At 66.2% G+C, this 20,544-nt stretch carries 21 protein-coding genes; 11 read left to right on the forward strand and 10 right to left on the reverse strand.

The window, feature by feature from the left end:
- Positions 1 to 6: 6 nt before the first annotated feature.
- From aroC to GDA49_06810, 3 genes are all read right to left on the reverse strand, one after another.
- On the reverse strand, positions 7 to 1,077 hold the full coding sequence (gene aroC, locus GDA49_06800; GenBank protein ID MBC6440106.1) for a chorismate synthase: 1,071 nt from the start codon (positions 1,075 to 1,077) through the stop codon (positions 7 to 9).
- A 6-nt stretch (positions 1,078 to 1,083) separates the two neighbouring features.
- Positions 1,084 to 1,896: an enoyl-ACP reductase FabI gene (gene fabI / locus GDA49_06805; protein MBC6440107.1), complete on the reverse strand. Its 813-nt coding sequence runs from the start codon at positions 1,894 to 1,896 to the stop codon at positions 1,084 to 1,086.
- Positions 1,897 to 2,097: 201 nt separating this feature from the next.
- Positions 2,098 to 2,580 carry a glycine zipper 2TM domain-containing protein gene (locus tag GDA49_06810; GenBank protein ID MBC6440108.1) on the reverse strand — a complete coding sequence of 161 codons (483 nt, stop codon included), beginning with the start codon at positions 2,578 to 2,580 and terminating at the stop codon, positions 2,098 to 2,100.
- Between the two features lie 294 nt (positions 2,581 to 2,874).
- Between GDA49_06810 and pdxH the strand changes: the two genes are divergently transcribed.
- The 4 genes from pdxH to GDA49_06830 all read left to right on the forward strand — a co-directional run bounded on the left by pdxH (position 2,875) and on the right by GDA49_06830 (position 6,340).
- Positions 2,875 to 3,507, forward strand: coding sequence for a pyridoxamine 5'-phosphate oxidase (gene pdxH, locus GDA49_06815; GenBank protein MBC6440109.1), 633 nt, complete (start codon positions 2,875 to 2,877; stop codon positions 3,505 to 3,507).
- A 1-nt stretch (position 3,508) separates the two neighbouring features.
- A complete protein-coding gene (locus GDA49_06820) occupies positions 3,509 to 4,525 on the forward strand; it encodes a cation diffusion facilitator family transporter (GenBank protein ID MBC6440110.1) in 1,017 nt (338 codons plus the stop codon).
- Positions 4,526 to 4,607: 82 nt separating this feature from the next.
- Entirely contained in the window at positions 4,608 to 5,471 is an 864-nt protein-coding gene (locus GDA49_06825) for a universal stress protein (protein ID MBC6440111.1), read from the forward strand.
- Between the two features lie 140 nt (positions 5,472 to 5,611).
- The gene (locus GDA49_06830) at positions 5,612 to 6,340 is read left to right on the forward strand and encodes an SDR family oxidoreductase (GenBank protein MBC6440112.1); all 729 of its coding nucleotides are present in this window, start codon (positions 5,612 to 5,614) and stop codon (positions 6,338 to 6,340) included.
- A gap of 38 nt (positions 6,341 to 6,378) precedes the next feature.
- Here the strand turns inward: GDA49_06830 and GDA49_06835 are convergent, their stop codons facing one another.
- Positions 6,379 to 7,335 (reverse strand): LysR family transcriptional regulator, encoded by a 957-nt coding sequence (locus GDA49_06835; protein MBC6440113.1) that lies wholly within the window; start codon positions 7,333 to 7,335, stop codon positions 6,379 to 6,381.
- 249 nt (positions 7,336 to 7,584) lie between these two features.
- Here GDA49_06835 and GDA49_06840 point away from each other — a divergent pair, with 249 nt between their 5' ends.
- The 3 genes from GDA49_06840 to GDA49_06850 all read left to right on the forward strand — a co-directional run bounded on the left by GDA49_06840 (position 7,585) and on the right by GDA49_06850 (position 10,299).
- Entirely contained in the window at positions 7,585 to 9,030 is a 1,446-nt protein-coding gene (locus GDA49_06840) for a 4-hydroxyphenylacetate 3-hydroxylase family protein (protein ID MBC6440114.1), read from the forward strand.
- Positions 9,031 to 9,194: 164 nt separating this feature from the next.
- Complete coding sequence (locus tag GDA49_06845; GenBank protein ID MBC6440115.1) at positions 9,195 to 9,608, forward strand: RidA family protein; 414 nt, start codon at positions 9,195 to 9,197, stop codon at positions 9,606 to 9,608.
- Positions 9,609 to 9,624: 16 nt separating this feature from the next.
- Positions 9,625 to 10,299 carry a DUF1028 domain-containing protein gene (locus tag GDA49_06850; protein MBC6440116.1) on the forward strand — a complete coding sequence of 225 codons (675 nt, stop codon included), beginning with the start codon at positions 9,625 to 9,627 and terminating at the stop codon, positions 10,297 to 10,299.
- A gap of 88 nt (positions 10,300 to 10,387) precedes the next feature.
- Here GDA49_06850 and GDA49_06855 read toward each other — a convergent pair whose 3' ends face one another.
- Positions 10,388 to 10,963: a hypothetical protein gene (locus tag GDA49_06855; protein MBC6440117.1), complete on the reverse strand. Its 576-nt coding sequence runs from the start codon at positions 10,961 to 10,963 to the stop codon at positions 10,388 to 10,390.
- A 304-nt stretch (positions 10,964 to 11,267) separates the two neighbouring features.
- Here GDA49_06855 and ccrA point away from each other — a divergent pair, with 304 nt between their 5' ends.
- The 3 genes from ccrA to GDA49_06870 all read left to right on the forward strand — a co-directional run bounded on the left by ccrA (position 11,268) and on the right by GDA49_06870 (position 15,135).
- Entirely contained in the window at positions 11,268 to 12,500 is a 1,233-nt protein-coding gene (ccrA, locus tag GDA49_06860) for a crotonyl-CoA carboxylase/reductase (protein MBC6440118.1), read from the forward strand.
- A gap of 156 nt (positions 12,501 to 12,656) precedes the next feature.
- Positions 12,657 to 14,063, forward strand: coding sequence for an SEL1-like repeat protein (locus GDA49_06865; protein MBC6440119.1), 1,407 nt, complete (start codon positions 12,657 to 12,659; stop codon positions 14,061 to 14,063).
- 70 nt (positions 14,064 to 14,133) lie between these two features.
- Positions 14,134 to 15,135, forward strand: coding sequence for an ornithine cyclodeaminase family protein (locus GDA49_06870; GenBank protein ID MBC6440120.1), 1,002 nt, complete (start codon positions 14,134 to 14,136; stop codon positions 15,133 to 15,135).
- An 18-nt stretch (positions 15,136 to 15,153) separates the two neighbouring features.
- On the opposite strand, the gene GDA49_06875 is transcribed toward GDA49_06870, so the two are convergent.
- Positions 15,154 to 16,224 (reverse strand): AI-2E family transporter, encoded by a 1,071-nt coding sequence (locus tag GDA49_06875; GenBank protein MBC6440121.1) that lies wholly within the window; start codon positions 16,222 to 16,224, stop codon positions 15,154 to 15,156.
- A gap of 344 nt (positions 16,225 to 16,568) precedes the next feature.
- Between GDA49_06875 and GDA49_06880 the strand changes: the two genes are divergently transcribed.
- The gene (locus tag GDA49_06880) at positions 16,569 to 18,209 is read left to right on the forward strand and encodes an ABC transporter substrate-binding protein (GenBank protein ID MBC6440122.1); all 1,641 of its coding nucleotides are present in this window, start codon (positions 16,569 to 16,571) and stop codon (positions 18,207 to 18,209) included.
- A gap of 78 nt (positions 18,210 to 18,287) precedes the next feature.
- On the opposite strand, the gene GDA49_06885 is transcribed toward GDA49_06880, so the two are convergent.
- From GDA49_06885 to GDA49_06900, 4 genes are read right to left on the reverse strand one after another with little or no spacing between them, the layout of a single operon-like run.
- Positions 18,288 to 18,602 (reverse strand): MGMT family protein, encoded by a 315-nt coding sequence (locus tag GDA49_06885; protein ID MBC6440123.1) that lies wholly within the window; start codon positions 18,600 to 18,602, stop codon positions 18,288 to 18,290.
- A 3-nt stretch (positions 18,603 to 18,605) separates the two neighbouring features.
- Positions 18,606 to 19,343 (reverse strand): cytochrome c biogenesis protein CcdA, encoded by a 738-nt coding sequence (locus GDA49_06890; protein MBC6440124.1) that lies wholly within the window; start codon positions 19,341 to 19,343, stop codon positions 18,606 to 18,608.
- A 13-nt stretch (positions 19,344 to 19,356) separates the two neighbouring features.
- On the reverse strand, positions 19,357 to 19,929 hold the full coding sequence (locus GDA49_06895) for a TlpA family protein disulfide reductase (GenBank protein ID MBC6440125.1): 573 nt from the start codon (positions 19,927 to 19,929) through the stop codon (positions 19,357 to 19,359).
- Positions 19,926 to 20,507, reverse strand: a complete 582-nt coding sequence (locus tag GDA49_06900) for a DsbE family thiol:disulfide interchange protein (protein ID MBC6440126.1) — start codon at positions 20,505 to 20,507, stop codon at positions 19,926 to 19,928. Before GDA49_06900 ends, GDA49_06895 begins: the two co-directional genes overlap by 4 nt.
- Between the last annotated feature and the right edge of the window lie 37 nt (positions 20,508 to 20,544).

Genomic DNA, 20,544 nt, shown 5'->3' on the forward strand with positions numbered 1-20,544 from the left:
TCCGCTTCAGCCGCATTGGGCCCTGTGGCGCAGCAGGTGGTCGGCGAGGACGCAGGCCATCATGGCTTCGCCCACCGGGACGGCGCGGATGCCGACACAGGGGTCGTGGCGGCCCCCGACCCGGACGGTCGTGTCGTTGCCGTCGCGGTCGACCGAGCGGCGTTCGTGCAGGATGGAGCTTGTCGGTTTTACCGCAAAGCGCACCACAACGTCCTGGCCGGTCGAGATGCCCCCCAGCACGCCGCCCGCCCTGTTCGAGAGGAAACGCGGGCCGTCGTCACCCATGGCCATCTCGTCGGCGGCGGTCTCGCCGGGTTCGGCGGCAAGGGCAAAGCCCGCGCCGATCTCGACACCCTTCACGGCATTGATCGACATCATCGCGGAGGCCAGATCGCTGTCGAGCTTGCCGTAGATCGGGCTGCCGAGCCCGACCGGAACGCCCGAGGCCTGTATCTCGATGACCGCGCCGACGCTTGCGCCCCGCTTGCGCACGCCGTCGAGGAGGCCTTCCCATCGTTCGGCCATGGCCCTGTCGGGACACCAGAAGGCGTTCTGCCCGACCTGCTCCCAGTCCCACCTGGCGCGGTCGATGGCGCAGGAGCCGATCCGGATGACCGCGCCGCGGATGACGATGCCGTCGCCCAGCAGCTTGCGCGCGACGGCACCGGCGGCGACCCGCATGGCGGTTTCGCGCGCACTGGAACGGCCCCCGCCCCGGTGGTCGCGGATGCCATATTTGGCGTCATAGGTGTAGTCGGCATGGCCCGGACGGTATGTCCCCGCGATCCCGCCGTAGTCCCTGGAACGCTGATCGACATTGCCGACAACCATGGCGAGCGGCGTGCCGGTGGTCTGGCCCTCGAACCAGCCCGAGACGATCCTGACCGTGTCGGGTTCCCTGCGCTGGGTCGTGAAGCGCGACTGGCCGGGCCTGCGCCGGTCCATCCAGTGCTGGATTTCGGCCTCGGTCAGCGCAATGCGCGGCGGTACGCCGTCGATCACGCAGCCGATCTCCGGCCCATGGCTCTCGCCCCAGGTCGTGACCCGAAAGAGATGTCCGAAACTGTTCCCGGCCATGGCCCGTCAGACGGTCGCGATGTCGGGGGCCCTGGGGTTCTTCATGCCCACGATGTGATAGCCGCAGTCGACATGGTGCACCTCGCCCGACACGGCGGTCGAGAGATCGCTCGCGAGATAGAGCGCCGAACCGCCGACCTCGTCGGTCGTGACGTTGCGCCCCAGCGGCGCGTTGAGCTCGTTCCATTTGAGGATATAGCGGAAGTCGCCGATGCCCGAGGCCGCCAGCGTCCTGATCGGCCCGGCCGAGATGGCGTTGACGCGGATGTTCCGTTCGCCGAGATCGGCGGCGAGGTAACGCACGCTGGCCTCCAGCGCCGCCTTGGCGACACCCATGACGTTGTAATGCGGCATCCAGCGTTCGGCTCCGTAGTAGGTCAGCGTCACCAGGCTGCCGCCCTCGGTCATCAGCTCCGCCGCGCGCCGGGCGACCGCGGTGAAGCTGTAGCAGGAAATATCCATCGTGCGCAGGAAGTTGTCGCGGGTCGTGTCGGCATAACGACCCTTGAGCTCTTCCTTGTCGGAAAAGGCGATGGCGTGGACGAGGAAGTCGAGCCTGCCCCACCGGGACGCAACCTCGGCGAACACCGTATCGACACCGGCATCGTCGGTGACGTCACAGTCCACGGTCAGCGACGCGCCCACGCCCTCGGCCAGCGGGATCACGCGCTTGCCCAGCGCATCGCCTTGATAGGTGAAGCCGAGCTCCGCGCCATGGGCGGCGAGCGTGCGGGCAATGCCCCAGGCAATCGAGCGTTCGTTGGCCACGCCCATGATCAACCCGCGTTTGCCTGCCATCAGGGAGCCGGCTTCGGTCATGCGTCCTCGCGTGCGATGTGCCGGGAACCGATGGGAAACCGGCCCCCGCGTTCACCTATCCTACACATTTGCCCATCCTGCACAAAAGCCGGAAACGGGCCAACGAGGAAGCTGGCGGGAAGCCAGCGACGAAGCCGGGGGAAGCCGGTGCGATGCTGCCGGAGTTGCCGGAGTCGGGGTTCCGGCGCGTCCTGCCCGGGCTCAGCCGGGCGTGTTGACGACCTGCCAGGAACCGTCGGGCTGGCGGCACGCGGTGCCATAGGCCTGCTGCGACTCGCCGTTCACGGTCACCTCGGTCTGGTATTCGCGGCAATAGTTGCCGGCCTGGTCCCTGCCCTCGCGGGTCGGCGTGAAACTGCCGTGGTTGCCGGAGTCGGGATTGTTCCACGTCACGGTCCGACCGACCGGAGCGCTGTGGGCGGCCGCCTGGGCCTGCGAGGCATGGGCGCGATCGGCCCGGTCGAGCGACTGGCCGATCTCGTTGCCGAGATAGGCACCCAGAAGACCGCCGGCGACCGACGCCAGGACCTGGCCCGACCCGTCGCCGACCTGTGCGCCCAGCAGCGCACCACCGGCTGCACCGAGCAGGGTGCCCACGGTTTCCTTGCCGCCCGCGCTGTCCGAGCAGGCAGAGAGTGTGAGGGCACCGGCAACAGCCAGCGCGGCGATTCCCGAGGTCGCCATGTGCTTCGACTCCATGTGCTTCGACTCCATGTTCCCCGATCCCATTGCTCTTCCCCTTTGCATGATGTGCATGAACTGTAACCCTTTCATCGGCTTCGTCGTCAACTGTGGCCCTTCTGTGACAGGCCGGAGGTCGGACCATACACGATTTTCGGTTCCGGAACACGGCCCGGGACACAGATTAGAGACAGATATGGATGGGAACGACCGGCGTATCTATAAGTATAAGTGGACAATGAAGACACCGACGACGCAGGCAACGACGACCAACCCTGTGCATCCCGGAGCGCGACGATGACACCTGTCGACGAGCGACATCCCCTCGACGTCTTTTCGGAATGGTATGGCGAGGCCGCCAACTGCGGCTTGCAGGAACCGACGGCCGTTGCGCTGGCGACCGCCGACAGCGACGGCCAGCCTTCGCTGAGGATGGTGCTGCTCAAGGGTTTCGGACCCGACGGTTTTGTCTTCTACACGAATTGCGAGAGCCGCAAGGGCCGCGAACTGCTCGCAAATCCGAAGGCCGCGCTCTGCTTTCACTGGATGCCGCTGGAACGTCAGGTCCGCGTCCAGGGCCGCGTCGAGCAGGTCAGCGACGGGGAAGCCGACGCCTATTTTGCGTCACGGGCGCGCGCGAGCCAGATCGGTGCCTGGGCGAGCCGGCAATCGCGGCCCATGGCAACGCCCCGCGAGCTTGAGAAAAACGTCGCCAGGATGGCGCTCCGGTTCAACCTCGGGAGCGTGCCGCGTCCGCCCTGCTGGTCGGGTTTCCGGATCGTGCCGCATCTGATCGAGTTCTGGACAGGGAAGCCGTTTCGCCTGCACGAGAGAATCGTCTTCTCACGCGACGGCGCCCGTGACGGCACACGCGACGGCGCACATAATGGTGACGGGGCGTCATGGACCGCCGAACGGCTGTTCCCCTGAGATGACCGAACACGGCGAACACGGCGAACACAGCGGGGGCGGGGGCGGGACAGGCCGCGTCGACGCTTCGGGCGCACGGCTGATGCGCCTCGCAACGGGGGCGTCGGTCTCGGTGGCCTGCATCCTGATCGTCGCCAAGCTGGCCGCGGCGCTGATGACGGGATCGGTCAGCCTGCTGTCCTCGCTTGTCGATTCGCTGCTCGATGCCTTTGCCTCGGCGGTCAATTTCATCGCGGTCCGCCACGCCCTGCAGCCGGCCGATCGCGAACACCGCTTCGGGCACGGCAAGGCGGAGCCCCTGGCGGGCCTGGCCCAGGCGGCCTTCATCGCCGGATCCGGCGTCTTCATCGTGGTCGAGGCGCTGTATCGCCTGAGCGACGGTCACAGGGTCGGAAATGGCGAGATCGGTATCGCCGTGATGGTGCTCTCGATTCTGCTCACGCTGGCCCTGGTCGCCTTCCAGAGCGTCGTGGTGAAACGCACGGGCTCGGTCGCGATCAGCGCCGATGCGCTGCACTACCGGATGGATCTCCTGCTGAATGCCGGCGTGATCGCCGCCCTCGTCGCAACGACGCAGCTGGGCCTCTGGTGGGTCGACGCGGTCGTCGCCATCGCGATTGCCGTCTCCATCGCGGTCAGCGCGTGTAAGGTCGCGATGCGCTCGCTCGATCTCCTGATGGATCGCGAGTTTCCCGACGGGGAACGCGAGCGGATCAAGTCCATCGTGTGGAGCCACCCCGAAACCCGCGGGATGCACGATCTGCGAACCCGCAGTTCGGGGGTGCAGCCCTTCATCCAGCTTCATCTCGAGCTTGAGCCGGACCTGTCGCTCGTCAGGGCCCACGCGATTGCCGACGATGTCGAACGCCTGATCGTGAAGGCGTTTCCGGGTGCCGAGGTCATCATCCATCAGGACCCCGCCGGCCACGAGGCACCGCATTCGCCAGTCCAGAACCTCCAGAGTCCGGACCCCCGGAGTCCGGAACCACCGGATCGTGAATGGCCGGGTCGTGGATGAATGCCGCCGGGCGTATGGCCCGGGGCCGGCAAAGGTGCCAGGATGATGCCAGATGAACGGAACCGGGGGAGTGAACGCAACGATGACCATCGCCAGGATTCTGGTGGCCGCCTCAGGCACGCCCGAGGGACGGGGTGCGATCGAGAGCGCCCTGCTTCTGGCCAAACGGTTCGACGCCCATGTCGAGGCCGTCAATGTCCGGCGCAATCCGCGCGACGCCGTCGCCTTCATGACCGAAGGCATGACCGGTGCCGTCATCGAGGACATCATCGTCACCGCCGAACAGGATATCGAGCGGAGGGCCGACAGCGCCTCGGCCGACCTTCATGCCATCGCCGGACGCCTCGGCGTCGCGCTGACGCGGCAACCTGCCCATGGCCATGCCTCGGTAACATTCCGGCAGGACGAGGGCCGCGAGGATGACGTCATCGCCGAACGCGGCCGGCTCTCGGATCTCGTCGTGGCCGCACGCCCCACCGCCGACGGCGACGCGAAGGAAGAGGTCGTGGCCGAGTCCGTGCTGATGGAGTCGGGCTCGGGCCTTCTGCTGGTGCCGCCGGGCATTGTCTCCGACCTCAGCGGCAATGCCGCGATTGCGTGGAACGGCAGTGCGGAGGCGGCCCGTGCCGTCCACCGTGCGATGCCGCTGCTGCAGAAGGCCAGGGAGGTCGCCATCATGGCACCCGAGGAGGGTTCGATGCGCGGCCCCGGACCCGATTCGCTGGCGGGCTATCTGGCGCTCCACAACATCGACTGCCATGTCCACAACCTGCCGACAAACTGGACGAACATCGGCGAGGCGCTGCTCGGGATCGCCCACAACGAGGCGGCGTCCTTCATCGTCATGGGCGCCTTCAGCCAGGGCAAGCTGCGCCAGCTCATTCTGGGTGGCGCAACGCGATTCATGCTCAACCACGCCGACCTGCCCGTTCTCCTTACCCACTGACGACAGTCTGGCACCCCCGCACGGTGTTGAACGCGCGGTGTCGAGATCGTCAACATCCTGTTGAATCCAGCCCCATCCAGCCCCATCCCCAAAAAAATGCGCAACGAGTTTCGGAGGACCCGACAGACACGAAGGCGGACATGAAGACCGTGGTGATCACCGGGGCCAGCCGGGGCATCGGCCACCGGACAGTGATTCGCTTCGTGCGCGAGGGCTGGCGGGTCATCAGCTGCTCACGCGACGACATCCCGCCCGATCGCAAGGTCACCGACTCGCCACACCGCCACATCCCGACGGATCTCGCCGACCGGAAGAGCATCGACGCCTTCGTCACGGAGGCCAACGACTTCATCGGCAGCGGACCGGTCCACGCCCTGGTGAACAACGCCGGGGTGTCGCCGAAAACCAGCTTCAGGGAACGTCTGGGCACGCTCAACGGCGGTCTCGATCACTGGCGCGAGGTGTTCGAGCTCAACTTCTTCGCACCGCTCGTTCTGGCGCGCGGGTTCGCGGCGGCCCTGCATCGCGGCGAAGGTGCCATCGTCAACGTCACCTCGATCGTCGGGCATCGGGTCCATCCCTTCGCCGGCAGTGCCTATGCCTGCTCGAAGGCCGCGCTGTCGGCCCTCACCCGCGAGATGGCGTCCGAATTCGCCCACTTGAGCGTGCGCGTGAATGCCATTGCACCCGGCGAGATCGAAACCGCGATGCTCTCGCCGGAATACGACGATCTCGTCCCGCGCATCCCTCTGGGCCGCATGGGCACGCCCGAGGAGGTCGCCGGAACCATCTTCTACCTCTGCGGTCCCGACAGCACCTATGTCTCCGGGACCGAGATCATGATCACCGGCGGCCAGCATCTGATCTGAGACCCGGCACGGTCTTCAGGCCCGTCATGGCTGGCCCGTCATGGCAGGGAGGGTGGAGCCCCTGGTGCTGCTGGGCCTGCCGTCTGCTCCGCGAGGAGATCCGGCAGGTGTTCGCGGCAGATTCGGGCGAAGGCGAGGCCCATGCGGGTCGGGCGCGAGGCGGTGAGCCGGGCGAGGCCCATATGCATCGCGCGCCGGGGACGGTCGAGCGGCAGGCAGACGAGCGACGAGCCGTCGAGCGCACGATGATGCGGCGCACGCGAGTGGAGCAGGCTGTAGCCGTAGCCGTTGGCGACCAGCCCGCGCACCATCTCGAACGAGCTGGTCTCATAGGCGATCCGGGGTTCGATGCCCGCCTCGGCGAAGACCGAAAGGAAATGGCCCCGACTCTCGGGCAGGCCCAGCAGCACCAGGGGCTCCTCCGCGAGGTCCTCCAGGCGAATGCCGCTGCGTGACGCAAGGCGATGACCGGACGGCAGGGCGATGTAGATCGGCACCGTCACAACCGGCTCGAAGGCGATATCGGCGGCGAGGTTCAGATCGTATGTCAGGGCCACCTCGAAACGGCCCCGGCGCAAGCCGTCCTGCAATGCCCTGAGATCGTTCTCATGCGGCCTGACCCGGATCGCCGGGTGTTCGGCAGCCAGCACACGAAGCAGGCGGGGCAGCACAATGGGCGCGAAGGTGACGAAGCAACCGGCGTCGAAGTCACCCTCCAGACCGTCGGCCAGACCACGCGCGTCCTGTGCCAGTTCCTCGGCGTGAACCAGCAGATCGCGCGCCGCGGTGTGCAGGCGACGCCCCGCCGGCGTGAGCGCAAGCCCCCGGGCATGGTGGCGAACGAAGAGCTGGACGCCGAAGACGTCCTCAAGATGCGCCACGGCCGCCGAGACCGAGGGCTGCGAGACATGGCAGACCTCCGCGGCGGCGTTGACACGGCCCGCATCGGCGGCGGCGACAAAATAGCGCAGGTGTTTCAGTGTGAAGTTGATCATCGGTGGATCATCGGTGGATCATCGGTGGATCATCGGTGGATCATCGGTGGATCGGCGGTGGATCGGCGGTCAATCGGCAGTGAATCATCGAAAGCTATGCAATACGTCGATAGATGATATTTTCCTGTTGCGGGAAGAACAGTCAATCCTGTTCTCATCCTGTTTTCGATTCCTGAGTTCGATTGTGCGTTCGTTTCCAAGTCCGATTGCGGGCCGGATCCGCCGGCCCGACTTCCCGGGAGACACACCATGCTCATGACGGGCGAGCAGTACCGCGAGTCGATCCGTGACGGCCGCGAGGTCTTTATCGATGGCGAGCGCGTCGCCGACGTGCCGAACCATCCCGCGTTCAAGCCGATTGTCGACGTGCGCGCGCGCATCTACGACATGGCGCATGAGGACAGCTTCAGGGATGTCATGGCCTGTCGGAAGGACGGCGAGAGCTGTGCCACCGCCTGGCAGCCGCCCCGCACCCGGGACGACTGGTGGGCCAAAAAGGACTGGGTCCGCATGGTCATGCACGAGATCGGCGGCGTTGTAACCCGCGTCGGCGACGAGACCGTGGGCGAAATGTGGTCGCTGGCCGACGGCAAGGACATCCTGAACCAGGTCGACAACCAATGGGCGTCGAACATCGACAACCATATCGACAAGGTTCTGAAGAACGACATCTTCCACGTCTCGGCCAACACCGATCCGAAGGGCGACCGCTCCAGGGCACCGCAGGATCAGGATCCCGACATGCTGCTCCATGTCGTCAGGGAGACCGACGAAGGCATCGTCGTGCGCGGCGCGAAATACGAGACCGCCGCGGCCTATGCCCACCAGGCCTTCGTCAAGCCGACCATCGCCAACTGGGGCGATGCCAAGCTCTCCGACTATGCCCTGGGTTTCATCTGCCCGATGAACGCGCCGGGCTTGAGGCACATCTGCCGCAACGGCTTCGCCGGCGTGAAGCCGAAGGACGACTATCCGCTGTCGAACGGCTTCGACGAGGTCGATACCCTGCTGGTCTTCGACAACGTGCTGGTGCCCTGGGAGAACCTCCTGTTCTACCGCCACACGGCCGCCGCCACCTTCATCCGCGGCACGCTGCACCGCTACAGCGCCTATATGTTCACGCTGCGCATCATGCACATGGCCGACCTGATGATCGGCACCGCGCTGTTCAACGTGAAGCAGACCGGCCTCGACAAACAGCAGGCCGTGATGGAGAAGCTGGCGCAGCTGGCCTGCTACCGCGAGGGCATCAACGCCCATCTGACCGGCGCCATCGCGACGGCGGAAGAGAGCCCCGGCGGCTTCCTGATGCCGAACCAGTCGCTGCTCTACACCGGCCGCGTGCTGGCCTGCAGCCAGCTGCCGGCCATGATGCACCTCACGCGTGAACTGTGCGGCGGCCAGATCTGCGTCACGCCCGACAGCCAGGCCTTCGCCTCGCCCGAGACACAGGCCTGGATGGAGAAGTTCTACAGCGTCAACGACAACTGGCAGGCCGAGGACCGGCGCAAGCTGCTGGCGTTCGGACGCGACCTCGTGAACTCGGACTACGCCGGCCACAAGGTGACGTTCCAGCTCTTCGCGCAGTCGCCGCCGTTCGCCCATCTGGGCGCGGTCTACCGCAACTTCGATTTCAACGGCCCGATGAATTTCGTGAAGAAGGCCGCAGGCCTTTCCGACAACGTGATGCCGTAACCTGCCGCTCGATTGCAGAGCCCCGGCCTGCTAATCGTGATTCATGGGCCGTGATTCATGGGCCGGGCCTCATGGCGGGAGGGCGGCACACCGGTTCACGGGGCCGGTTCATGACGCAATTCCCGACGCAATTCCCGACGCAATTCACAGGGGGAGAGGACACCATGGCGCACCAGCGCTTCCGCAGGTTCAACACGAAGGACATGTATCCCGAACAATCGCTCGACAACGATCTCTGCATGGTCGTGCGCGCCGGGAACCACATCTTCATGCGCGGCCAGACCGGCTTCGATCTCGACGGCAACTTCCACGGCGTCGGCGATGCCGCGGCCCAGGCCGAGACGGCGATGCGCTGCGTCAGGCACTTGCTGGAAGAGGCCGGCGGGAAGATGGAACATATCTGCAAGGTCACGATCTACCTCACCGACCCGCGCTGGCGCGAGCCCGTCTATAACGTCATCGGCACATGGCTGAAGGGCATCTATCCCTGCTCCACCGGTCTGGTCGTCCAGGCGCTTGCCCGGCCCGAGATGCTGATGGAGATCGACGTCGACGCCGTCGTTCCCGACGAAGCGTAGAGACGGGGCGCAGACAATGACGTTTTCCCTCACCGCGCGCTGCGCACGCACCGGGATGTTCGGTGTGGTCGTCACATCGTCGAGCCCCGCCGTTGCCGCGCGCTGCGCCTGGGTGCGCGGCCATGTCGGTGCCGTCGCCAGCCAGAACATCACCGATCCCGGTCTCGGCCTCATGGGCCTCGATCTGCTCGGGCAGGGTTACGGTGCCCGCAAGGCCATGGAGATCATGGTGGCTGCCAGGGAGTACAGCGAGGCCCGCCAGCTCGCGATTGTCGACCGGCTGGGCCACACAGCCCATCATTCCGGCTCCGGTACGCTTGGCACCAACAACGTGGCGCAGGGCGAGAACGCTGTCGCCGCGGGCAATCTGCTCTCGACCCCGAAGGTTCCCGTCGCGATGGTCGAGGCCTTCGAAGCCCATGCCGACGATCATCTCGCCGAACGCCTGCTCAAGGGCGTCGAAGCCGGTCTCGATGCCGGCGGCGAAGAGGGCGACGTGAAGTCGGCCGGCGTGACGGTCTGCCACGAACACGACTGGCCGATCTGCGACCTCCGCGTCGACTGGCACGACGAACCGATCGCGGCGTTGCGCCGCGTCTGGGACGTCTACCGTCCCCAGATGGACGCCTACATCATGCGCGCGCTCGACCCACGCGACACACCGAGCTACGGCGTCCCGGGCGATCCCTGACCGGCTCTGCCGACGGGCGCAACATCCGACCCGAGGCCCGGAAAACCGCACCGGAGCGGCCATGCGCCCGGCCGCCCTCCCGGAGTCGTCAATTGTCGGGGTGTCCTGCCGGGTCACGGCGATGGCGGGCACGCCGGACGGCGGCCAGCTCCTGACGCACCCGGTCGATATCGCGGTCGAGCCAGGCGAGGAAGTCGGGGTGTTCGCCGGCCATGCGCCGGCGCAGGTCCAGCAGGCGGGCGCGTTCGCCCTCAAGGCCCTCGATCAGAAGCTCGACCTGAAGGGCGCGCCGGTCCTCGTCGAGCAGGTGGATGAAGCGCATCCTGAGCGCCATCAGAAGCCTGGCATATGCGCCCGAGGGTTTCACGGCTGTCTGCAACAGACGCCAGAGCTCGCTGCGCCCCTCGTCGGTCGGCACGATAACGACATCTCCGGGCACATCTTCGGGGTCGTCGGCCTGTTCGGCTATCGCGATCAACCCTTCAAAGCGCAGGAGTTCGATCGACGACGACATGACGTCGACCGGTGAGCCGCCGTAACTCGCCGTGAACAGGCGGACCTCGGTGGCGAGCGCGCCATAGGTCATGCGCCCGCGGCAGACCAGAATGCCGAGCGCGGCCAGGCGCAGGGCTTCGGCGGGCATGAGGGTGCGGTCGCGCTGCATGACGCCATCCTAGCGCGAGGCCCCCGCCAGTCTCAACTGACAGTCTCAACTGACAGTCTCGACGCCGGGCTGGCGAATCGTTTCACCGGAGAGCGGGGCGAAGAGCGGCCGGAGGACAGGGCGGCTCCCATCCGCCTCCGGCACCGGCCTGCCGGGACATGTCCACGGCGCGGGAGATGTTCGCGACGTGTTGACGACTTGACGGAGCCCGTCCGGTCCGGACATATGCGCCAGCTGCCTGTGCACGGCAAGACGGCAGTGCGGCCCCGTATGCCATCCCCAAACCGCCCAAGGGAGACCATCCATGGACATCTGTGCGCTCGGCGAACGTCCGCCGCTCGGCGAGGTTCCGGAGAAAATGCACGCCTTCGCCGTGCGCCAGAACCGCTTCGGCGAACCGAGGGACGCCTGGCAGCGCGAGATCCTCGACGTTCCCGACATCGGGCCCGGCGAGGTCCTGATCTACAACATGGCGACCGGCATCAACTACAACAACGTCTGGGCCGCGCTCGGCATCCCGCTCGACGTCATCGCCGTGCGCCAGAAGCAGGGCGAGCCCGAGGACTTCCACGCCGGTGGCTCGGACTGCGCGGGCATCGTCTGGAAGGTCGGCCCGGAGGTGACCGAGGTGAAGCCCGGCGACGAGGTTGTCGTCCACTCCGGCTGGTGGGAGCCCGACGATCCCTGGGTTGTCGCGGGCAAGGACCCCATGCTGGCCGAGAGCACCCGTATCTGGGGCTACCAGACCAACTACGGCAGCTATTGCCAGTTCGCCAGGGCGCAGGCCCATCAGTGCCAGCCCAAACCCCGGCACCTGTCCTGGGAGGAAGCGGGCTGTTACCTGCTTTGCGCGTCGACGGCCTATCGCATGCTGATGGGCTGGGCGCCCAACACGGTCAGGGAGGGCGATGTCGTCCTTGTCTGGGGTGCGGCCGGTGGCCTCGGCAGCTATGCCATGCAGATCACGAGGGCGCTCGGCGGGCGCGCCGTCGCCGTGATCTCCGACGAGGACAAGCGGCAGTTCTGCCACGATCACGGCGCGGTCGGCGTGATCAACCGCAACGACTTCGATCACTGGGGCAGAATGCCCGATACCGACAGCCCGGAATACGGCACCTGGATGAAGGGCGCGCGCGCCTTCGGCAAGGCGATCCGGGACGCGGTCGGCGAGCGTGTCAGCCCGGAGATCGTCTTCGAACATCCCGGCGAGTCGACACTGCCGACCTCGGGATTCGTCGCCTCGACCGGCGGCATGGTGGTGATCTGCGCCGGCACCACCGGCTACAACATCACCATGGACCTGCGTTATCACTGGATGCGCCAGAAGCGCCTTCAGGGCAGCCATCTCTCGAACGACGAGCAGGCCGCAGCGGTCAACCGGATGATGATCGAGGGGAAGATCGATCCCTGTCTCTCGGCGACCTACAGCTTCGACGAGATCGGCCACGCCCATCAGCTGATGCGCGAGAACAGGCACCCCTATGGCAACATGGCCTGCCTTGTGAACGCGACGGAAACCGGACAGGGCCGTTCCTGATCCGGGAATCCGTCAGTTTTCACGCTCGTGCGATAACATCGCTGCGCAATTTTTTTGCACCGGGGTGCCGCCCTTTTTCGCATCGGGCCAGAGTCCGGATCGTCCGACCGTCATGAACCGAAACCCATGAACCGATACCCGGTGAACCGACATCCATTGAACCGACATCGGGGCCTTGCCATCGCTCTTGCGTTGCTTTTCGGTGCGGCGGAGGTCCGTGCCGATCATCTCTCGGGCTGGCAGGCGATCGGTGAAGGAGCCTATGCCGCGGCGCGGGCGGCCTGGCTCGACGATGCCCATGCCGGCGATATCGACCTGCAGTTCAACATCGGGCTGCTGCATGAATCCGGTCTCCTCGGCGAGGTCGATCACGAGGCGGCCGTGCGCTGGTACCGCGCCGCGGCAGCGCGCGGCCTGCCTGCCGCGCAGGACCGTCTAGCAGGCCTTGCCATGCGCGGCGCGGGCATGGAAGCCGACGCCGCCTTCGCGGTCGATCTGCTCACGAAGGCGGCCGAGGCGGGTTATGCGCCGGCACAGAACAATCTCGCCGTCGCCCACGAGCTCGGACTGCACCTGCCGCAGGACGCCGATCTGGCCGCGCTCTGGTATCGCCGGGCCGCGGCCCGGGGGTTGCCGGAAGCGCAATACGCTCTGGGGCGCCTCCTCATGGCCGGCGGGCACGGCTCTGGCAGGCGCGACTTTGGTGGGCGCGACTTTGGTGGGGGCGCGCCTGGCGGGCGCGGCTTTGGTGGGCGCGACTTTGGTGGGGGCGCGCCTGGCGGGCGCGACACCGAACAGGCGCTCGCATGGTATCGCGCCGCCGCGGACGCCGGCCTGGCCGAAGCGGAAAACAACCTGGCGCTGATGTACGAACGTGGCGAAGGCGTGCCCAAGGACCTCGCCACCGCCGTTTCCTGGTACAGGCGCGCCGCCGACAAGGGGCTTGCGGTCGCCCAGAACAATCTCGGCATCATGCTGCAGTACGGCAGGGGCGTGGCAGTCGACCCGGTCGCCGCGGCCATGCGGTATCGGGCGGCCGCGATGGGCGGCGATCCCTTCGGGCAGATCAACCTCGCCAATGCCTGCGCGAACGGTCTCGGCGTCGCGCAGGACTTCGCCGAAGCCTATGCATGGATTCTGCTCGCCCGGATATCGGACGACGCGGAGGCGCGCGCGACCGCCGCCGAATACGGCCGCCGCCTGTCCCCACGGCTGACCGCCGACACGCATCGCGAGGCCATCGCGCGGGCCCAGGCACTGCGCGACGCGGTGGCCGACGAGGCACTGCGGCGAAGCGGCGAACGGCTGTGGCCGATGGCCGTGGAGGACATGGGCTCGCCTGCGGCCGCAGCGCAACGCCTGCTCAAGGTTCTGGGGTATCTCTCGGGGCCGGTCGATGGCATCGCCGGCCCGGCGACGCTGGCATCGGCACGATCGTTTCAGCGCGACCGGGGTCTTGAGGCCGACGGTCGGATCGGTGACGATCTTGTTGCCGCGCTCGCGGAGGTTGCCGCCCGGCGCGCACCGCGGGGCGTCGCGCCCGACAACACATCCGGGGGATAACGGCACGATCCACCCGGCGATCCGCTCCGGACGCCGGCGACACCGGAGACCGCGATGCCCGGAGACCGCGATGCAAGACATAACCCTGCGCTATCTCAGCGGCCATGACGTCGCCGCGCTCGCGCTGACCTGCGACGAGATCCTCGATGCCATCGAGGCCAGCCTCGCCGCCCAGGGCCGCGCGGAGACCGTCGTGGAGCCCCGTATGCACCTGGTCGCCGACAAGGCGTTTCGCGGCCATTTCAACGTCCTGCGCGGCTATATCGCGCCGCTCGGCGTGGCCGGCGTCAAGGTCGTGAGCGACTATATCGACAACTGGCAGCACGATCTGCCCTCGGAGATGGCGCTGGTGAACCTGTTCGATGCGAGGACCGGCACCCCGCGCGCCGTCGTGGACGCCACGGCGATAACAGAGATGCGCACCGGCGCGGTCACCGCGATCGGCGCAAGGTATCTCGCCCCGTCCAGGCCCAAGCGGCTGGGCCATATCGGTGCGCGCGGCACCGCCTACTGGAATGTGCGCCTGCTCGACCACCTGTTCGATTTCGAGGAGATCCGGGTTCATTCGCGGCGTCCCGAGAGCCGGAACGCTTTCGGCAAACGGCTCTCGAACGAGCTCGGCAAACCGGTGATCGTGACCGACGACTGGCAAAGCTGCCTGGAAGGTGCCGACATCATGGTCGAAGCCTCCCGCCTCGACGCACCGCAGCCGCTCTTCCGGACATCGTGGATCAGACCCGGCGCGCTGGTCATCCCCTATGGCACGGTCAGCGCCGTCGAGGACGACCTGACGGATGTCATGGACAGGATCGTGGTCGACGACTGGGGGCAGTGCCTGATCGGGCCGTTCGGCTGTCTCAGACGCCACATCGACTCGGGCAAGGTGACGCAGGAGACCATTCACGGCGAACTCGGCCAGATCTGCGCCGGCCTCAGGACCGGCCGCGACAGCGACGACGAGACGATCCTTCTGTGGCACCGGGGGCTCTCGACCTCGGACATCGCCCTGGCCTGCGCCATGCTGGAGAAGGCCGAACGTCTCGGGATCGGCCACACCCTGCCCTATGCCTGATCGCCCGGCGCCTGCGGTTCACGCCCTGCCCTCGCCTCCGTCGTCCTCGAGATGCGACACATTGCCATCGGCCGACAACAGGATCGCGACGGGCCGGGTCGCCTCGAACTGTGCCATCACGATCATGGCGATCACGGTGATCGGCACGCTCAGGAACATGCCGATGACACCCCAGATGCTGCCCCAGAGCGCGAGCGAAATCACGATGACCACAGGGCTGATGCTGAGCGAACGGCCCATCATCCGCGGTTCCACCACGTTGCCCGTGACGATCTGCGTGGCACCCAGAAGGCTCGAGACGACGATGAAGGGCACCCAGGGATCGGCGAACTGCACCAGGGTCAGCAGGGCCGGGAAGACGATGCCCAGAATCGAGCCGATGGTCGGAATGAAGTTGAGCAGGAAGATCAGAACGGCCCAGAACTCGGCCAGATCGACACCGACAGCGATCATGACGAGGTAGGAGATGCCGCCCGTGGCGGCCGACATCAGCGTCTTGACCCGGATGTAGGTCCTGACGTCGGCGTTGATGCGGTCGAGGATGCGGCGGACACGCGCCACCCTGGCCGGATCGCCACCGACGAGCGCGTCGATCTTGGCGCCGAAACCCTTCTGCTCGACCAGCAGGAAGATGACATAGACCAGGATGATGCCGACATTGCCTGCGAAACCGGCCACGCCGGAAGCGAGCTGTCCCGCAATGTTCCCGAGGTCGATCTGTTCGCGAAGCTGCTCGACGGAGGGCAGCCGATTGACCCCGAGGAACGCGATGAGCTCTCTGAAGACCCGCTCGAGATTGGCCTGATAGAGAGGGGCCGCCCCGACCACGTCGTTGATGTTGCTGCGCGTCAGGTCGACGAAGGCCGCCAGGACCGCGACAAAGGTCAGGATGGCGAGGGTCATGCCCATCCAGCCGGGCACGCGGTAACCCCATGTCCCCAATTGGCCGTAAATACGGGCCAGTGTCGCGATGAGATACCAGAAGACCAGCGCCACGACGAAAGGCAGGATCAGCGCCCGACCGACAATCAGAAGGTAAAGGGTCAATCCCGCGATGGCGGTGTAGAGCGTGAAGCTCAGGAGATTCATGACGTGTCCGTGCGGCCCCCCGTGCGGCTCCCGAAAACCACCGTGCCCGAAAAACCCTCGCGACCGAAAATCGTGATGTCATCATCCCCCAGGGATCGCGTGCCCGCAACGTGCGTCTTCGGCGGGCGTCTTCGGCGGTCCCGCACCGGTCGACGTCGATTCCGGGGCTTCGGAATGACACCGGGCGGAATGACGTGACGGGCGCGGCATTTGCGTAACACGGTTGACATGAGGCGACATGCTGAAAGAATGGGGGTCAAGGACAGTCTCGGTCCTGCGCCGGGGCGGTTCGCAACCAAGGGGCAAAAACGCCAAACGGAACGCCAAACGGGAGGAGTAACCTCATGGCAGAGCATACCTATTTCAAGACGCTGCAGGAGCAGCTGGCCTCCGGCCGGCTCGATCGCCGCGAATTCGTACGTTATTCGGCCCTTCTGGGTGTGTCGGCCACCGCAGCCTACGCGGTTGCCGGCCGGATCGTCGGCGAGGACTTTGCGCCGAAGGCCCAGGCTCAGGACATGCCGATGGGCGGCACGATGCGGATCGCGATGCGCGTCTACGTTGTCGACAGCCCGCACACCTTCTCTTGGATCATCGACTCCAACATCGCCCGCCAGGTCTGCGGCTATATGACCCGTACCGGCACCGACAACGTCACCCGCCCCGACCTGGTCGAGAGCTGGGAGGCCAGCGACGACCTGATGACCTGGACGCTGAACGTGCGCCCGGGCGTCAAGTGGCACAACGGCCGCGCCTTCACGGCCGAGGACGTCGCCTGGAACCTGAAACGGGTGCTCGATCCGGAGACCGGTTCGTCGGTGCTCGGCCTGATGAAGGGCTACATGATGAACGATGACGGTTCGGCGATGTGGGACGCGAACGCCATCGAGCTCGTCGATGACACCACCGTGCGGCTCAACACCCGCTCGGCCAACGTCGCGATCCCCGAGCATCTGTTCCACTATCCGCTGATGATCATCGATCCGGCCGAGGACGGCGTCTTCGGTGTCGGTTCGAACGGCACCGGTGCCTACACGCTGGTCGAGCACGTCGTCGGCGAGCGCTCGGTTCTCGAGAACGCCAACAACGCCACCTGGCACGGCGAAGGTCCGTTCCTGGATCGGATCGAGTTCATCGATCTCGGTGACGATCCCTCGGCCGCCATCGGTGCCATTGCGTCGAAGCAGGTTCACGCGGTCTATGAGGGCGACATCATCCAGCTCGATGCCTACAAGGCCATGCCGCACGTGGATATCAACCCGGCCACCACGGCGCAGACGGCCGTTGCGCGTATCCAGGTCGACACCGCGCCGTTCACCGACCCCCGCGTTCGCAAGGCCATGCGTCTGGCGATCGACACGCCGTCGATACTCGAGGCCGCCCATCGCGGTCTTGGCTCGGCTGCCGAGCATCATCACGTGGCCCCGATCCATCCCGACTATGCGCAACTGCCCTTCATGGCCCGCGATGTCGAAGCCGCGAAGGCGCTGCTTGCCGAAGCCGGCCATGCCGACGGCATCGATGCCGAGATCACCTGCAAGAAAGACCCGGCCTGGGAGCTTCTCGCGGTTCAGGCCCTGGTCGAGCAGTGGAAGGAAGCCGGCATCAACGTGGACATCAACGTTCTGCCGTCCGACCAGTTCTGGGAGAGCTGGGACAAGGTGCCGTTCGGCTTCACCCCCTGGACTCACCGTCCGCTCGGCTTCATGGTTCTCGGCCTCGCCTATCGCAGCGGCGTGCCGTGGAACGAGACGCACTATGCCAACCCCGAGTTCGACGCCAAGCTCACGCAGGCTGAAGGCCTCCTGGATATCGACGCCCGCCGCGAGGTGATGGCCGAGCTCGAAACGATCATGCAGGAAGACGGCCCGATCGTTCAGCCGCTGTGGCGCGCGATCTACAACGTCTCCGACAAGCGTGTTCAGGGATACATCATGCATCCCACGAGCTACATCTTCGGTGAGACCCTGGCGATCGATTCCTGATCGACAGCTCTCTGCTCGACAGATCGAAGACACACCGTTGCCCGGAGGGAGCCGCAAGGCTCCCTCCGTTGCTTTCGGTCAGGGGATGTGGCGACAGGTGTCGAGATCGATCCGCCCTTCCGGATCGATGGGGACATCCTCGGCCTCAAGCAGGTCGCGCTGTCGATCGGCGCTTTCCGGTGCCCGGCCGCCACCCTTGCTGATCATTCCCTGCGCGTTGACGACCCGCCACCACGGTACGCCGGGATCGTTGCAGGACGACAGCGCATAGCCGACCCGGCGCGCCCGGCGCAGGTAGCCCGCCGTCTTCGCGACATCGCCATAGGTCATGACCGACCCGGGCGGAATGGCCCGGATCACGGCGTAGTAGGCCTCGTACTCCTCGCTCGCCATGGCTCAACCGATCGTCGCCAGGACCGGGAAGGTCTCCAGCAGCCGGAAGGCAAGGTCGGACAGATAACCGGTCAGCATCGCGATGCCCATCAGCACGAGAATGACGCCGGCCCCAATCTGAAGGCGATGGCCGATCCTGCCCAGACCGCGCATGTGACGCAGGAAGAAGCCGGTGAAACCGGCGGCGAGCAGGAAGGGCACGCCGAGGCCCAGCGAATAGATCGCCAGCAGCGCCATACCGCCACCCACGGTGTTGTTGACGGCGGCGACCGTGAGGATGCTGCCCAGGATCGGCCCGATGCACGGTGTCCAGCCGAAACCGAAGGCGGCACCGAGAACACAGGCGCTGACCGGCCTGCCGCCCGGCACATTGAGGTGGAAGCGCATGTCGCGCTGCAGAAACGGCAGCCGGAAGACGCCCATCGTCACGAGCCCGAACAGGATCACCACCACACCGGCAATCTGCAGCAGGAACTGGCCGTTGCGATGAAGCAGGCCGCTGACGGCCGTGGCGCTGGCACCAAGCAGAATGAAGACGGTCGAGAAACCGAGCACGAAGAGGCTGCTCAGGGTCAGCACCATCATGCGGCGCTTCGCCGCGGCCTCGGACTTCAGATCGTCGAGCGATTCGCCGGCGATATAGGACACATAGGCCGGGACCAGCGGAAGAACGCAGGGCGAAAGAAAGGAGATGACTCCCGCGGCAAACGCGGCGGTGATCTCGATGCCGTGGATCTCCATGCAACAGCCCGCGTCAGTCGGCGGATGCCTGCTCCACCGGATCCAGGCGTGCCCGACGCGCCGCATCGGCGAGCGGCAGGATCACGGCCAGCGCGGCCTCGCCGTCCCATTCGGCATCGCCCACGAGATGGGCCAGGATCCGGCCCTCGTGATCGATCAGCAGCGTGGTCGGGAGGCCGAAGACCCGCAGGGAGCGGGAAAAGTGCATCCGGGGATCGCGATACATCCCGAGATGCCGCAGATCGAGACGTTCGTAGAAGTCGGCAATCTGCTGCTCTCCGCCCCGGTCGACCGACATGGTCACCACAACGAGGTCGTCCCCGCCGTAACCGGCAGACAGGCGATCGAGCGACGGCATCTCCTCGATGCAGGGCGGACACCATGTGGCCCAGAAGTTGAGCACCACGGCCCTGCCCTCGAACATCTCCATCGTCGCCAATTCGTCACCGGCCGTGAGAAACTGACCGTCCGACACCGCCCGTGGCGGGTCGAGCCAGACGAGATCGGGCAGGGCCGCATCCTCGTCGGCAACGACGGGCGCCGTCATGAAGACCAGCGCCAGCGCAACATGAACCATCCGCATCATGTCCTGAGCTCGTCGATCAGGGGCAGGATCGTCTGGCTCCAGCTCTCGGGCGAGATCGGACCGATGTGTTTGTAGACCACCTTGCCGTCAGGCCCGACGACGAAGGTCTCGGGCACACCATAGACGCCCCAGTCAATCCCGGCGCGCCCGGCGATATCGGCGGCCGTGGCATCGAACGGATTGCCGTGACGCGCAAGCCAGTTCGCCGTGTCCTGCGGATCGTCCTTGTAGGCGAGCCCGAAAAGCGCAACGTCCGTGTTCGCGGCAATTTTCATCAGCAGCGGATGTTCGTCGATGCAGCTTGTGCACCACGACGCAAAGACATTGACCAGGGTCACCTGGCCTTCGAAATCCGCCGCCGAGAAGCCGGGGCCATGGCCGTCAACAGGCGGCAGGGCGGTCTCGGGCGCCGGAGCGCCGATCAGGACCGACGGCACCAGGCCCGGATCGCGGCCGAGGCCAAGTGCCAGCGCAACGGCCAGCACGACAAACCCGATCACGGGAACGGCAAAAAGGAGGCGTCGGCCGCCTTTGCCCGTCGTCTGCCGTCTGGTTGCCGAACCGGTGGTCTCGCTCATATGTCCCTGCCTGTCGGAGCGATAACGTGGCGTTCGG

This window comes from Rhodospirillales bacterium, assembly GCA_014323865.1.
In the GTDB taxonomy this organism is placed as follows: domain Bacteria; phylum Pseudomonadota; class Alphaproteobacteria; order SP197; family SP197; genus SP197.

What these genes read in the sequence shown, in the direction of transcription:
- GDA49_06810 (MBC6440108.1), bottom strand. Translation starts at nt 2,580, where the DNA reads ATGGCGACCTCGGGAATCGCCGCGCTGGCTGTTGCCGGTGCCCTCACA.
- GDA49_06840 (MBC6440114.1), top strand. Translation starts at nt 7,585, where the DNA reads ATGCTCATGACGGGCGAGCAGTACCGCGAGTCGATCCGTGACGGCCGC.
- ccrA (MBC6440118.1), top strand. Translation starts at nt 11,268, where the DNA reads ATGGACATCTGTGCGCTCGGCGAACGTCCGCCGCTCGGCGAGGTTCCG.
- fabI (MBC6440107.1), bottom strand. Translation starts at nt 1,896, where the DNA reads ATGACCGAAGCCGGCTCCCTGATGGCAGGCAAACGCGGGTTGATCATG.
- GDA49_06835 (MBC6440113.1), bottom strand. Translation starts at nt 7,335, where the DNA reads ATGATCAACTTCACACTGAAACACCTGCGCTATTTTGTCGCCGCCGCC.
- GDA49_06890 (MBC6440124.1), bottom strand. Translation starts at nt 19,343, where the DNA reads ATGGAGATCCACGGCATCGAGATCACCGCCGCGTTTGCCGCGGGAGTC.
- GDA49_06880 (MBC6440122.1), top strand. Translation starts at nt 16,569, where the DNA reads ATGGCAGAGCATACCTATTTCAAGACGCTGCAGGAGCAGCTGGCCTCC.
- GDA49_06885 (MBC6440123.1), bottom strand. Translation starts at nt 18,602, where the DNA reads ATGGCGAGCGAGGAGTACGAGGCCTACTACGCCGTGATCCGGGCCATT.
- GDA49_06845 (MBC6440115.1), top strand. Translation starts at nt 9,195, where the DNA reads ATGGCGCACCAGCGCTTCCGCAGGTTCAACACGAAGGACATGTATCCC.
- pdxH (MBC6440109.1), top strand. Translation starts at nt 2,875, where the DNA reads ATGACACCTGTCGACGAGCGACATCCCCTCGACGTCTTTTCGGAATGG.
- GDA49_06870 (MBC6440120.1), top strand. Translation starts at nt 14,134, where the DNA reads ATGCAAGACATAACCCTGCGCTATCTCAGCGGCCATGACGTCGCCGCG.
- GDA49_06895 (MBC6440125.1), bottom strand. Translation starts at nt 19,929, where the DNA reads ATGATGCGGATGGTTCATGTTGCGCTGGCGCTGGTCTTCATGACGGCG.
- aroC (MBC6440106.1), bottom strand. Translation starts at nt 1,077, where the DNA reads ATGGCCGGGAACAGTTTCGGACATCTCTTTCGGGTCACGACCTGGGGC.
- GDA49_06900 (MBC6440126.1), bottom strand. Translation starts at nt 20,507, where the DNA reads ATGAGCGAGACCACCGGTTCGGCAACCAGACGGCAGACGACGGGCAAA.
- GDA49_06875 (MBC6440121.1), bottom strand. Translation starts at nt 16,224, where the DNA reads ATGAATCTCCTGAGCTTCACGCTCTACACCGCCATCGCGGGATTGACC.
- GDA49_06820 (MBC6440110.1), top strand. Translation starts at nt 3,509, where the DNA reads ATGACCGAACACGGCGAACACGGCGAACACAGCGGGGGCGGGGGCGGG.
- GDA49_06850 (MBC6440116.1), top strand. Translation starts at nt 9,625, where the DNA reads ATGACGTTTTCCCTCACCGCGCGCTGCGCACGCACCGGGATGTTCGGT.
- GDA49_06855 (MBC6440117.1), bottom strand. Translation starts at nt 10,963, where the DNA reads ATGCAGCGCGACCGCACCCTCATGCCCGCCGAAGCCCTGCGCCTGGCC.
- GDA49_06825 (MBC6440111.1), top strand. Translation starts at nt 4,608, where the DNA reads ATGACCATCGCCAGGATTCTGGTGGCCGCCTCAGGCACGCCCGAGGGA.
- GDA49_06830 (MBC6440112.1), top strand. Translation starts at nt 5,612, where the DNA reads ATGAAGACCGTGGTGATCACCGGGGCCAGCCGGGGCATCGGCCACCGG.